This window comes from Comamonas sp. wu1-DMT (assembly GCF_040187805.1).
Lineage (GTDB): Bacteria > Pseudomonadota > Gammaproteobacteria > Burkholderiales > Burkholderiaceae_C > Comamonas > Comamonas thiooxydans.
In genome coordinates this window covers 106,441-119,555 of record NZ_JBANEM010000010.1, presented here as the reverse complement: position 1 = coordinate 119,555, position 13,115 = coordinate 106,441, and the positions used below count along the sequence as shown (strand labels likewise).

Genomic DNA, 13,115 nt, shown 5'->3' with positions numbered 1-13,115 from the left:
GGACCGGCAGCGTTCAGCTGGCCCTGTGCTCGCTGCGCCTGAGCAAGCGGCCCGGCAATGCATCGGTGGCCATGCTGTCGCGGTAGGTGATCTGGCCGGACTTGATGGTGTAGCGATAGCCCTGCGCGCCTTGCAGGAAGCGCTTGCCGCCGGCGGGCAGGTCGCGAGCTATGTGCGGCGGCAGAATTTTGAGCGCCTGCAGATCGATGAGGTTGAGATCCGCCAGTTTGCCGACCTGCAGGACCCCTCGGTCGGCAAAGCCGTAGAGCGAAGCCGGCCGCTGCGTCAGCATATGGACGGCCTGCTCGATGCTGAACAGGCCGCGCTCGCGTACCCATTCTGTGAGCAGAAAGGTCGTGGCGCTGCCGTCGCAGATGGTGCCCACATGGGCGCCGCCATCGCCCAAGGCGGGTACGGTGTGGGGATGGCCGAGCAGTTCGTGCAGGGCGCTGCAGTCATGGTCCAGATAATTGGCCATGGGCAGATAGACCAGCGCCTGGCCTTCATTGCCCAGCATGAAGTCATACATCCAATCCAGCGGTGGCAGGCCGGCTGCGTCGGCCAGAGCCTGAACCGAATCGCCTTCTTGCGGCAGATAGTTGGGCTCTTGGCCGCTCCAGGGGTACATGCCCGCAAAGTTCTGGCCGAAGTACTCCATGAACAAATGGGGATTGCGGTCCTTCTCGCCGAGGATGGCGCTGCGCGTGCCTGGTCGGGACAGCTCTTTGATGCGTTCTGCCGGACTGAGCTGCGCCAGCGCTTCATAGCTGGGCTTGCTGGAAAAGGGGTTCAGGCTGCATTCAAACCCCATGAGTACGCCCACAGGGCGGTTGAGCACCTGGCCCATGATGCGCAGCCCGCCGGCATTGGCTGTTTCAATATGCTGTAGCAGCTCTCGGTGCAGCTGCGGGCGGTGCGGATACTGAAGCACGGTGAGCGTGCCGGCGCAGCCCGTGCCCTGACTGACGCGGGTGAGAATGCCGAATTCGTCCTCGATGTGCTCGAAGTCCGAGATCATCTGGAAGACGCTGTTCGGATAGCTCTTGAGCGAGAGTCCCAGCTCCAGCAACTCCTCGCTCACGGCCTGGTACATGGGGGTGAAGTCACCCGACTTGGAGCGGTGGGCCATGGTGCGCGAGGTTGACAGACCAACGGCTCCGGCGGCCAGACCTTGCTTGATCAGCTCCTGCATGGTGCCGATGTCCTCGGCATTGGCCTGCTCGCGCCGTATGGCGCGCTCGCCCATGGCATAGACGCGCAGCGGACCGTGAGGCAGCAGGGCTGCAATATCGATGTCGTAGCGCCGCCCTGCCAAGGCTTGCAGATACTCAGGAAAGCTTTCCCAGTTCCAGGGCAGGCCTTCATGCAGCGCGGTGTCGGGGATGTCTTCCACGCCCTCCATGAGCGCAATCAGCGTGTCGCGGTCCTCGGGACGGCAGGGGGCAAATCCCACGCCGCAGTTGCCAATCACTGCGGTGGTCACGCCCTGCTGGGAGCTTGGCCAAAGCCTTTCATCCCAGGTCGCCTGACCGTCAAAGTGGGTATGCACATCCACAAAGCCCGACGTCACCAGCAATCCGTCGGCATCGATTTGCTGCGCGGCGATGCCCAGGTCTTGGCCGATGGCGGCGATGCGCCCGTTGCGCACGCCGAGGTCTGCGCGGTAAGCGGGGGCGCCGGTGCCGTCCACGATGCGGCCGTTGCGGATCAGCAAGTCGAATTGCTGCATGTGTCAGTCTCCTTGAGGTTCTGGTGTGCGGTCGAGCCCGCAGCCGCATTCCATTAAGAGGCAATCCGCACCCAAGGCCAATCAGGGTTAGGGAATCGTCCGTTGGGACGATGTGAGGGCGGCTGCTCATGACCACGATGCTCAAGGCGGCGCCATCGGACTGGACATGGATGCGGCCGCGATGCGAGACGTGCGCAAAGACCTGCTCTCGCGCTCCTTGCGCCCGAGGGCAGACAGCGCTGCTGAGGCGTGAGCAGCGGCGAGAGCCATGACGTGATGCAAAAAACCAAGAAAACAATGACAAACAAAAATCATCAAAGCTCATCCAGAGTGTATGTGCTGGTGCTGCTGACGGCCCTGTCTGCTCTGACCTTCATGGACCGGCAGATCCTGGCTGTGCTGCTGCAGCCCATCAAGCAGGAGTTCGGCTTCTCGGACTTGCAGATCGGCCTGATCACCGGACTCGGTTTTGCGCTGACGTTCGCAGTGCTGGGCATTCCTCTGGGACGATTGGCAGATAGACAAGAGCGCCGCAGCCTGATTGCCTGGTGCCGTGGCGTTGGTGGCAGCGTGGCGGCGCTGGGAGCGCTGGCCACTGGTTCGGGTGGACTGACTGCATCGCGCGCCGGTGCCGCATTGGGGGATGCCGGTGGCGGCGCTGCGTCCATGTCCATACTGGCCGATCTGTACAAGCCCCATGAGCGCTCGCGTGCCATGAGTGTCTTTGGTGTCGGCAATGCGATGGGCGCCTTGCTGGCCTTGCTGCTGGGGCCGTTGTTTGCCGAGTGGTGGGGCTGGCGTGTGACCATGGTCATCATCGGTGTGGCCATCATGGTCCTGTCCCTGGTGCTGCGCCTGAGCATCAGCGAACCCGTTCGTACCATCGCGCAGATGATCTCCGACCCGCAGGACGGCGGGCAGCAGGCCAAATCTGCCGTCGCCTTGATATGGAAAGAGCCCGTGACCCGGTTTCTGATCGTGGGCGCTGCTTGTGTCCTGATCGCGGGAATCTCGATCGGCGCCTGGAATGTGGCTTTGCTTGCGCGGCGCTTCGATCTCAGTCTCAAACAGGCGGGGACAATTTCTGCAGGGGCCGCTGTGCTCTCGGTCTCGGGCAGCCTGTTCTCTGGCTGGTTGACGGACCGGCTGGCGCGCAGCGATGTCCGCTGGCAGATTCGCATCCCCGTGATCGGCACCAGCGTGGCCATGGTGCTGGGTTTCGGCTATCTGCTGGTGGGCTCGGACATGTTCATGCTGTCCATGGCCTGCATGTTGATCTATTCGTTCTTCACATCCTGGTGGGCTCCGGCCACCTACGCAGCCCTGAGCCTGGTCGTGCCGACCGAGCGGCGAGCCACGGCCAGCGCCATGGTTCTGATGGCCGGAGCCCTGCTGGGCAACGGAGTGGGGCCTATCGTGGCGGGCTGGCTCAGTGATGTGCTCAACACCGTTGCGCCCGGCGAAGGCCTGCGCTATGCCATGGCGATCATGATGTGCACGCTGTTGCCCGCGGTATGGGCGTTTTACCGTGCTCTGCAGCATTACCCCGGCGCCTATCGCAAGGCCCACGCCCCCGTGGCAGTTGCCGCATGAAGGCGGAAGAAGTGACCGGGAAGGATTCTTGCGTCGTCTGGAAGATGATCTATCTGGCGCGGCGCAACCCGGCGCTGCGCCCGGAGGAGTTCGCGCAGGCCTGGCGCGAGCATTCCGCGCTGGGCCGCCAGTGCCGCAACGTGGGCCAGCGCGTCAAGGCCGTGGCCCAGTGCTCACGCCACCTACAGGCAGATGCCGCAGAGCTGAGCAAGGACTATGACGGCGTCAACCTCATGGTGCTGGCCGAGCGCGAAGCAGGCTCTGCGATCTGGAGCGACCCCGAAACCCTGGCTGTCATGCGCCCCGACGAGCCGCGCGTGTTTGCCGACTATGTTCGCAATTTCTCGCTGCTGTGCCGTCAGCAGGTGTTGCGTGGCAGCCTGAGCGTAGATGTCCTGCCGCAGCACAAACAAGTCATGCTGATCGGCTTTTTGCAGCGCAGCGACGTCTGGCGCGGGGCTGCGGTCTTGCCGGAGATTTGTCCGCCGCAGTGGCAGAGCCTTGCTCTGGGCCTGGCCAGCCGCATTGTCTGCAACACCATCGATGAGCAGCCTCCTTTCGGCTACGGCTACCGCCATGTGGTCGAGTGGTGGTTTGACTCGGTGGAGCAGGCGCAGGCGGCAGCGGCTTCACTCGATGTTTCGGCCCGTGCGCAGGACGGCGAGTTCGGCTGGGGCGTGCATGTCTTCATGCTGACTGAGGTGACGCATGCCAGACCTTGAGGACTTGAAAAGATAGTAGCTGCTTGCGCTTTATGAATAAGGATTTCAATATGTTTTGTATTGAATTTCCATGGAGATAAAGCGTTGGAAGCTATGGTTTTATAGGGCAGACCTTCACCTCGACAAAAAGGCCCATGCAAGCGCATGGGCCTTTGGCCTTGGAGATTCACGGGATCAGGCCGTCGCTTCCTCGGTTTCCTGGGTATAGGCCACCATGCCGCGAGGAATGTACCTGCCTTCGCACTGGTCCAGATACTCGCCCGCCTTGGCGCGCGGGTTGTAGAACTGCTTGTACCAGATGCGGGCCTTGAGGAAGGCTCCGTCGCTGGGGATGAACAGAGGGTTCAGGCAGGGCGCCTTCTGAGACCAGACTTCGAAGTCCTGGGCAAAGGCCAGGCGGCTGGCTTCCTGGTACTGCTTGGCTGCGACTTCGTCAGCCTTGGTGGGCAGGCCGCCATGTGCAGTCTTGACCAGCAGGTTGTGCCAGACCTTGATCCTGCCGTCCTCGATGGGGGTATGCATGATCATCATGAAGGAGTTGAACATGCCGCTGACCTTGGAGACCAGGATGGCGGGGCCGTGGTACCAGGTGTCGGTGTGCAGATCGGCGCTGGCGCCGCCTTCGCCCACCAGGGTGCGATGGCCGCCGCACTGGCGCTGGATGGCGTTGTGGCCCTTGAACTCGTTCTCGAAGCGCGCCACGGTGGAGCCGTGGATGGGGCTCAGATGACCATAGTCGGCAATATTGTCCACGACCTCCATGGGATGCTGGTTCAGCTCGCCCAGGTAATCCCACTGGCCGTTGACATAGGTCTCGTCACACCAGTCGCCAAAAGTGGGCAGATCGTAGTCGGGCTCGCCGCCTTCGGGATCGAACCAGACCCAGATGGCGCCGTATTGCTCGACCACCTTCCAGCTCTTGACCGCGGCCGCAGCCGGGATGGCTCCGTCGTGATAGGGGATGTGGTTGCACTTGCCGTCCGCTCCGAAGCGCCAGCCATGATAGGGGCAGCGGATGCCGTCGCCTTCCACATTGCTGCCGCCTCCGTCGATCACCACATAGCTGGTGGCATTGGGCGCTGCCAGATGGGTCTTCATATGAGGGCAGTAAGCGTCCAGCAGCACGACCTTGCCGCTTTCGCGGCCACGGTACAGCGCGAAATCCTGGCCGAAGAAGCGCACGGCCACGGGCTTGTGGGTGTCGAGCGCCTTGGCCTCGGAAATCATGAACCAGCCACGTGGGTAGGTGAATTCACCGAGGCGGTAGTCCTTCGTGGTTGCCATTGCAGAGGTCTCCGTATTTAGTTTTGGACGGATGAATCTTCTGGCAAGCGGCGTTGCCGCGCATACTCTGTTTGGACGAGTGAAGGCGCGGCTTTGATCTGGCGCAAACCGCACAGGGTTTGCCCTTGCTTGGGTGTTTGCGCACGCTTACCTGCTGCTCACGTTGTCGCAGCCACGCGCTCTTTGTGAAGTGGTTGCAGGTCAATCATGGTGTGACTCTTGGCCAGTGGCAGAGCGTCTTTCTCAGTGCCCAGCCAGAACAGTGCCGCCGCAATTTCTTCGGGGGTGGAGGCACCATAGCGCTGAGCCAGCAGGCCATCGTCGCCCAGCGTGGCCTTGACGGCCTCGGTCGTCACCACGCCGGGGTTGACGCTGAAGGCGCGTACATTCTGCTGCTTGTACTCGGTGTTGATGCAGCCGGCCAGGCGCGCAATGGCGGCCTTGGAAGCCCCGTAGGAAAAGCCCCAGCCGCCCTGGTCGGCCGGCACGGGCGGGTTGTACTGGCCCGCAGCCGAGCACACATTGATGATGCGGCCGCCGCCTTGTGCCGCCATGGCCGGCAGCAGGCGCTGAGCCAGATGGAAAGGGGCGATGACATTGCCCAGCATGGAGCGCTGCAGCGACTCGGCCGTTATCTCGGGGATCAGATGGTTGATCTCGCGGTTCTGGTAGACAGCGTTGTTGATCAGCAGATCGACACGGTCAAAGCGTTTCAGCACAGCGTCGGCGGCCTTGTCCAGGCTGCTCAGGTCCATCAGGTCCATGACATGCGGAAACACCTCGCCGCCAGCGGCCTCAATGGCCTTGGCTGTGGACTCCAGGCTGCCGGACAGAAGCTGGCCGCCTGGCAGGCGCAGCTGGTTTTCCATCTGCGCACCGTCGGTCAGCGTGCGGGCAGTGATGGCCACGCGCCATCCCTTGATGGCAAAGAAGACGGCGGTTGCAGCGCCAATGCCGCGGCTGGCACCGGTGATGAGAACTACGGGTCGGCTCATGAGAGTCTCCAATTTTTGATGATCAGGCGGCATTCATCTGCAACTGCTGCAGGCGCTGCTTATAGGGGCGGATGGCTAACGCGAAGAAAAGCGAAGTGATGACCAGCAGCGAGGTCACGCCCATCAGCGCCCAGCGCAGGCCTTCGGAGCCGTGGGTCCGGGCAAAGTAGTCCGACAGAATGCCGGTTACCAGAGGCCCCAGGCCCACGCCCAGCAAGGTCATGAAAAGATTGAGAAGTGCCGAGGCGACGCTGCGTTCGGCTGCAGTCACCATCTGGCTGACGGCGCTGTATGAGAGCGTGGCAAACCAGCTCGCAAAAAAGCCGAACAGCAGGGCAAATGCCATGGCATAGGGGACCTTGATGCCGGCAACCGTCCAGAAGTCGGATACGGGCCAGAAAAACACGGCGACGCCTGCAGGCACGGCGCACAAGGTGCCCATGGCAGCCAGGCGCAGCTGCCAGCGCGAGTCGCGCTGGGTCAATCTGTCGCTGAGCCAGCCGCAGAACATGGCGCCGAACACGGCACCCAGGCCGCTGGCCAGGCCGAACACCAGGCCGGCGTGAGAGATGCTCATGCCGTGAATGCGCATGAAAAAGCTCGGCGCCCAGACACCGTAGCCATAACCTGCAATACCGGCCACGCCGCATGCGATGCAGATATAGCGCAGCGACGCCATGCCCAGCAGGCGCCTGAGCTGGCGAAACATGGATTCGCGCGGAGCGCTGTCTTGAGCGGCGGGCTTGATGCTTTCATAGGCGCCACGTGCCGGCTCCTTGACAAAGAAATACACCAGCAGCGCAAGAATCACGCCCGGAATGCCAAAGGCGAGAAACACGGAGCGCCAGCCGTAATGCTGGGCCACCATGCCGCCTATGACCAGTCCCAGCAGCGTTCCCAGGTTGGGGCCCATCATGAAAAGACTGATGGCAAACGAACGCATCTTGGGAGGATACAGGTCCGAGACTATGGACACCGAGGGCGCCATGCCGCCGGCTTCGCCCACGGCCACACTCATGCGGGCCAGCAGCATGTGCCAGTACTGGGTGGCCACGCCGCAGGCAGCGGTGGCAAGGCTCCAGATCCCGCAGCACAGGGCCACGATGTTGCGGCGGTTGCGGGTGTCGGCCAGACGCCCCACAGGCACACCCAGCATGGCATAGATCAGACCGAAGGCCAGCCCCGTGAGCAAACCCATCTCGGTATCGGAGGCGCCGAATTCCTGTTTGACGGGCTCCAGCAAAATAGACAGAACCTGTCGGTCAATGAAGGAGAAAATATAGACCAGCGCCAGCAGGGCGAGGCTGAGATGAGTGCGCCAGCTGACGGCGGGAGGCGGGGTTTGATGGGTGTGCATGCGCTGCATCGTGCGAGGGGCCTAGGGTTATGCCATCGTCTTTTTGGACGACGACCACGAAATCCGGAGGTCTGAGCATGTGCCTTCCGTTCATGGCTTTCAAGAGAAATATCGAGGAGACAAAATGACCCAGACGAATTCGTCCATCGGCATTCGCCAGCTGCTGGACATGCAAAAACAGGCTTTTATCGAAGAGGCTGCGGTCGGCGCCGATGTGCGCATGCAGCGCATTCAGCAAGTCATCGACATGCTGGTGGAGCACAAGGAGGAACTTTGCCAGGCCATGGGCGAAGACTTTGGTGGCCGCCCCGCCGTGTTCTCGCTGGCCAATGACATTCTTGGCTCGCTCTCCTCGCTCAAGCATGCACGCGATCACCTCAGGGACTGGCTGGGTGACTCCGAACGCCCCAGCGTCAAACCCTTTGACATGTTTGGCGCCACGGCCTGGGTCAAATACCAGCCCAAGGGCGTGATCGGCATCATCGGCACCTGGAATGCACCTCTGTTCACCTTGCTGTCGCCGCTGGCCTGCGCGTTCGCGGCGGGCAACCGGGCCGTGCTCAAGCCCTCCGAAATTGCGCCGCGTACGGCCCAGGTGCTGGCCGAGGCCGTGGCCAAGCGCTTTGATCCCCAGGTGCTGGCCGTGGTGCAGGGAGGCCCCGAAGTGGCTGCGGCATTTGCCGAGCAGCCCTGGAATCATATGGTCTTCACGGGCGCCACCAGCGTGGGCAAGCTCATCATGGCTGCAGCCGCCAGAAACCTGGTGCCCGTGACGCTGGAGCTGGGTGGCAAGTCTCCCGTGCTGGTGGGTGATTCCGCCGACATCGCCAATGCGGCCGAACGCATCGCCGTAGGCAAATCGCTCAACTCCGGCCAGCTTTGCGTGTCACCCGATGTGGTCTGGGTCCATGAATCGCGCCTGCAGGCGCTGGCCGATGGCATTGCCTCGCAATACCAGGCGCTGTATCCCTCGGTGACAGGCAACGCAGATATGACGCCCGTGATCAACGAGCGCCACCACGCACGTGTGAAAGCCTATGTCGATGATGCCAAGGCGCGCGGTCTGACCGTGCTGGAAGTCGGCGCCGCGCAAGCCGGCGCAGACCGCCGCCTGCCGCTGGCGCTGGTCGTCAACCCGCCAGCCGAAGCCGAAATCTCTCAGCACGAAATCTTTGGCCCGGCCGTGGTACTGCGCAGCTTCCTGAACATCCGCGACGCCGTGGCCGCGATCAATGCCGGTGAGCGCCCGCTGGCCCTGTACTACTTCGGCAGCGACGAGACGGAGCAGAACTGGGTGCTGGACAACACGCTGTCCGGCGGTGTCTCCATCAATGATGTGGTCATGCATCCGGCGCTGGAGGATGCGCCGTTTGGCGGCGTGGGCGCTTCGGGCATGGGCCACTATCATGGCCGCGAGGGTTTTCTCGAGTTCAGCCATGCCCGCTCCGTCTACAAGGCCGGCAACCACGACCCGCGCCGCGAGTGGGGCATGCTGCCGCCCTACAACCCGCAGTTCGAACAGATGCTGCAGGCCGCAGTCACCCCCTGAGCCGCTGTGCTTCGCTGAGGAAGACGGCAGCCTCGCTGCGGGGCAGCTTTGGCCCTTGCTCGCTGTCCCTGATCTGGACTTTGCCTGATTCGCGGCTCTGCCCTGGTGCAGCGCTATCCATTTCAAGGGCTCAATTCTTGCGTGTTGACGCAAGCTGCAGGGGCTGGCCATGGGGCTTGTCCCATGGTCCGTTTGGCTGATGCCCTGAAAGCGTTTCGTACAGAGCATGGGCGGGTCTGAACGCAATCATAGGAATAGACATGAACGAGATTTTTCGCCAGTTTTCGCTGGAGGGGAAGGTGGCCGTGGTGACCGGCGCGGGCAAGGGTATCGGTCGTGCATGCGCTGTCACGCTGGCGAAGGCCGGTGCCGATGTGGCGCTGTTTGCGCGCACCGAGGCGGATCTGCAGGCCGTCAAGGCCGAAATTGAAGCGCTGGGCCGCCGCGCCATTGCCGTGCAGGGCGATGTGAACAAGGAAGAAGATCTGGACAAGCTCATCGTCCGCACTGTGGAGGAGCTGGGCAAGATCAATGTGCTCATCAACAATGTGGGCGGTGGCGGCCCCAACGACCCGCGCAAGGTGGCGGGCAAGGCCGTGGGCGACATGCTTGCCTTCAATGTGGTGCCTGCATACACGCTGATCCAGAAGGCGGCTGCGGCCATCGAAGCTGCGGGCGGCGGAGCCGTGGTCAATATCTCGTCGACGGCGGCACGCTACTCGCAAAAGTACTTCAGCGCCTATGGTGCAGCCAAGGCCGCTCTCAACCAGATGACACGCTGCCTGGCGCAGGACTTCGGTCCCAGGGTGCGTATCAACGCCATCGAGCCCGGCACTATCATGACCGATGCACTGGCACCGTTTCTCACGCCGGATCGCAAGGAGCGCATGGAAAAAACCACGCCCATGGCACGCATGGGCCAGCCCGAAGACATTGCCAGTGCCGCGCTGTTTCTGGCCAGCCCCGCATCGAGCTGGGTGACTGGCAAAGTGCTGGGGGTGGACGGAGGTGTGGAGGCGCCCAACTTCTGAGTCTGATGGCATTGCTCAGGAAAAGGGGAGCCTCGGCTCCCTTTTTCTATGCACTCTTGACGATGTCGCTTGAGCTCGATCCGCAGCAGGAATCGAGCCGCTGCGTTCCCGGTCAAGCGCAATGGCAAGGTCTGCAAGCTGCTGCCCGGATGGCGTGGCTGCTGTGCGGTAGTGGTCCGGTGTGGCTTCAGCATGCCATCGCCCGAGCCGCTTGTCAGCTGCCTGATGGCCTGCCCTGGTCATGCCCTGGAGCGGATTTGCTCCTGCATCAGGTCCACGAAGGCTTTGACCTTTGCCGGTCGGAATCGTGCAGTCGGGAACACGGCATGAACGCCCCCCGATGGCAGCGACCAACTGGGCAGCACCTGTATCAGCGCGCCGCTCTTCAAATCATCGGCCACGGCGAAGTCGGGCAGTACCGACAAGCCCGCCCCATGACGCACGGCTTCGCGCACGGCCAGTGTCGCATCAAGCGAGATCGCAGGGTGTACCGTCACGCTCTGGCACTCCAGCTCGCTTCGCGAGAAGCTCCAGTTGCAGGGTTCACGCAAGGCCGTGTTCGCGACAAAGGGCAGCTCGCTGATGTGCTGTGGCTGTTTGAGCTGCGTCACTTGCCGGCGCAATGAGGGAGCTGCGACCAGCAATTGCCTGAAGCTCCCGATCTGACGGGCCTGCACATTCAAGTGGGAAAGCCAGCCGACGCGGATTGCCAGCTCGACCTGCCCCGACATCAGATCAAGCGGCTGGTCGCTGAACACTGCGTCCACCTTGCATTGGGGATAGTGCCGCGTGAACTCGGTGATGGCTGGCACCACTGCCGTGATGCCATAGTCCAGCGGGGCGGTCAGACGCAAGGTTCCCGAAGGCTCGGCCGCCACTTCCCCCAGCTCGTCGAAAGCATCGCCCGCTTCCTTGAGGATGGATGCGCAGCGTTGATAAAAGATCCGGCCTGCATCGGTGGGAACGACCTTGCGGGTGGTGCGGGTCAGAAGCGTCGTGTGGAATTCGCGCTCCAGCCTTGCGACCTGCTGGCTGACCACGGCCTTGGTGATGCTCAGCCGGTCCGCAGCAGCCGTGAAACTGCCGGTTTCCACCACGGCCGCGAAGTAGGCCAGGCGCTTGAGATTGGCAAGCCTGCCGGCGACGGATTCTTCTAAATTGTTTGCCATTGACATACAGTTTATCTATTCGATCAGGCTTTTTCTGTCAATGCTTTGTTCCTACGATCACGGTATTGAAGCAACGGAGCCCTCGGTGACCAAGACCCTGCATTACGTATTCGACCCTCTGTGCGGCTGGTGCTACGGTGCCGCCGCAGCGGTGGCGGCTCTGGGCAAAGTGCCTGAGGTCGAACTGCGGCTGCTGCCCAGCGGCCTTTTCGCAGGCGCGGGTGCACGTCTCATGGACGATGGCTTTGCCGCCTATGCCTGGAGCAACGATCAGCGCATCGAGCGCCTAACGGGCCAGCGCTTTAGCGAGCGCTACCGCAGCCATGTGCTGTCGGATCGTCAGCAACTGTTCGACAGCGGCCCGGCCACCCTTGCGCTGAGCGCTGTCAGTCTGTGCACCCCAGAGCGTGAGCTTGACGCCCTTGAGGCCATTCAGCATGCCCGCTACGTCAATGGCGAGGACATCACGCAACCGGACACACTGATGGCGGTTCTGCAGGCCCTGGGGCTGGAGCAGGCTGCTGCAAGCCTGCTCCGGTCCGATGGCGAGCTGCTGGCTGCCAATCGCGCCCGCATCGAAGGCGCAAAGGCGCTGCAGAGCCAGCTTGGCGCGCGTGGCGTTCCAAGCTTCATCCTGGAAACCAATGGCCAGCGCCAATTGCTGAACTCCAGTGCCGCTTACTCCAACCCGCAGGCCTTTGCCGAGCAACTCAGCGCGGCCTGAACCTTTCGCGTCTGACCCCTGCCATTCTTGAAATTCACTGAAGGACCATCATGATGAATCGCCGAGACTTTGTCCAAGCCGCCGCCGCTGCCGGCATTGCCACAGGCCTGGCTGGTTGCGCCGCAGCTGTGAGCGGCCATTCCAGGCTGCAATGGAAGCACTTTCCCGCAGGCGACAAGGGCTTTTTCCGTGCGCCCGTGCTGCTATCGGGCGACAGGGAGGCCATGCTCATCGACGGCGGCTTTTCCCTGCCCGATGGCCGTGCCGTGGCCGAAGCCATCAAGGCATCGGGCAAGCAGCTGACCACCATCTACGTCAGCCAGAGCGACCCGGACTATTACTTCAGCCTGGGCCCGATCAAGGCAGCCTTCCCCGCTGCCAGGGTGCTGGCCGCCTCCGACACCATTGCCGCCATCCGCGCCAACGTGCAAAAGAAGATAGCTACCTGGGCGCCTCAGCTCAAGGAGAACGGTCCGCAGAAGCTCGTCGACATCGTCTTTCCTGAAGCCTATGACGGCCCTGCACTGATGCTGGAAGGCAACACCATCGAAATCGTCAACGCACAAGGACTGGAGAACCGCCGCTACCTGTGGGTCCCCTTGCTGAATGCAGTCTTCGGTGGCGTGCTGATCTTCTCCGGGTTGCATGTGTGGACGGCCGATACCCCGACGGCAGCCTCTCGCGCGGCCTGGGTAAAGAACCTGGAAGCCATCGCTGCGCGCAATCCGGCCGTGGTCGTGCCGGGCCACCTGGGCGCCCATGGAGCGCTGGATGTTTCGGCAGTGAACTACACCCGCGAGTACCTGCTGGCCTTCGAGCAGGAGCTGGCCAGGGCGGCCAATGGCGACGCGCTGATCGCAGCCATGAACAAGCGCTATCCTGACGCCGGCCTGGCCGCCGCGCTGCAGATCGGCGCCAAGGTGGCCACGGGTGAGATGAAGTGGGGCTGAAGCCCGGGATGC

At 62.6% G+C, this 13,115-nt stretch carries 11 protein-coding genes; 6 read left to right on the top strand and 5 right to left on the bottom strand.

Annotated features, from left to right (window positions below; translation table 11 throughout):
- Positions 1–13 precede the first annotated feature (13 nt).
- Positions 14–1,729: an N-acyl-D-amino-acid deacylase family protein gene (locus V8Z78_RS15535; RefSeq protein ID WP_349731644.1), complete on the bottom strand. Its 1,716-nt coding sequence runs from the start codon at positions 1,727–1,729 to the stop codon at positions 14–16.
- Between the two features lie 297 nt (positions 1,730–2,026).
- On the opposite strand from V8Z78_RS15535, the gene V8Z78_RS15530 reads away from it, so the two are divergent.
- Together V8Z78_RS15530 and V8Z78_RS15525 are read left to right on the top strand one after the other, a co-directional pair.
- Complete coding sequence (locus tag V8Z78_RS15530; protein ID WP_223305663.1) at positions 2,027–3,322, top strand: MFS transporter; 1,296 nt, start codon at positions 2,027–2,029, stop codon at positions 3,320–3,322.
- On the top strand, positions 3,319–4,044 hold the full coding sequence (locus V8Z78_RS15525; RefSeq protein WP_046461342.1) for an EthD domain-containing protein: 726 nt from the start codon (positions 3,319–3,321) through the stop codon (positions 4,042–4,044). The genes V8Z78_RS15530 and V8Z78_RS15525 overlap by 4 nt, the downstream gene beginning before the upstream one ends.
- 174 nt (positions 4,045–4,218) lie before the next feature.
- On the opposite strand, the gene V8Z78_RS15520 is transcribed toward V8Z78_RS15525, so the two are convergent.
- From V8Z78_RS15520 to V8Z78_RS15510, 3 genes are all read right to left on the bottom strand, one after another.
- Positions 4,219–5,328: an aromatic ring-hydroxylating dioxygenase subunit alpha gene (locus V8Z78_RS15520; RefSeq protein ID WP_046461343.1), complete on the bottom strand. Its 1,110-nt coding sequence runs from the start codon at positions 5,326–5,328 to the stop codon at positions 4,219–4,221.
- Positions 5,329–5,486: 158 nt separating this feature from the next.
- The gene (locus V8Z78_RS15515; protein ID WP_280008287.1) at positions 5,487–6,323 is read right to left on the bottom strand and encodes an SDR family NAD(P)-dependent oxidoreductase; all 837 of its coding nucleotides are present in this window, start codon (positions 6,321–6,323) and stop codon (positions 5,487–5,489) included.
- Between the two features lie 22 nt (positions 6,324–6,345).
- Complete coding sequence (locus V8Z78_RS15510; RefSeq protein WP_231879603.1) at positions 6,346–7,680, bottom strand: spinster family MFS transporter; 1,335 nt, start codon at positions 7,678–7,680, stop codon at positions 6,346–6,348.
- 124 nt (positions 7,681–7,804) lie between these two features.
- Between V8Z78_RS15510 and V8Z78_RS15505 the strand changes: the two genes are divergently transcribed.
- Positions 7,805–9,229, top strand: coding sequence for a coniferyl aldehyde dehydrogenase (locus V8Z78_RS15505; RefSeq protein ID WP_046461345.1), 1,425 nt, complete (start codon positions 7,805–7,807; stop codon positions 9,227–9,229).
- 260 nt (positions 9,230–9,489) lie between these two features.
- Complete coding sequence (locus V8Z78_RS15500) at positions 9,490–10,260, top strand: glucose 1-dehydrogenase (protein WP_279086633.1); 771 nt, start codon at positions 9,490–9,492, stop codon at positions 10,258–10,260.
- Between the two features lie 239 nt (positions 10,261–10,499).
- Here V8Z78_RS15500 and V8Z78_RS15495 read toward each other — a convergent pair whose 3' ends face one another.
- Positions 10,500–11,435, bottom strand: a complete 936-nt coding sequence (locus tag V8Z78_RS15495; RefSeq protein ID WP_046461347.1) for a LysR family transcriptional regulator — start codon at positions 11,433–11,435, stop codon at positions 10,500–10,502.
- Between the two features lie 79 nt (positions 11,436–11,514).
- Here V8Z78_RS15495 and V8Z78_RS15490 point away from each other — a divergent pair, with 79 nt between their 5' ends.
- Both V8Z78_RS15490 and V8Z78_RS15485 read left to right on the top strand, forming a co-directional pair.
- Complete coding sequence (locus V8Z78_RS15490; protein ID WP_046461348.1) at positions 11,515–12,153, top strand: DsbA family protein; 639 nt, start codon at positions 11,515–11,517, stop codon at positions 12,151–12,153.
- A 50-nt stretch (positions 12,154–12,203) separates the two neighbouring features.
- Positions 12,204–13,103, top strand: coding sequence for an MBL fold metallo-hydrolase (locus V8Z78_RS15485; protein ID WP_349731643.1), 900 nt, complete (start codon positions 12,204–12,206; stop codon positions 13,101–13,103).
- Positions 13,104–13,115 lie beyond the last annotated feature (12 nt).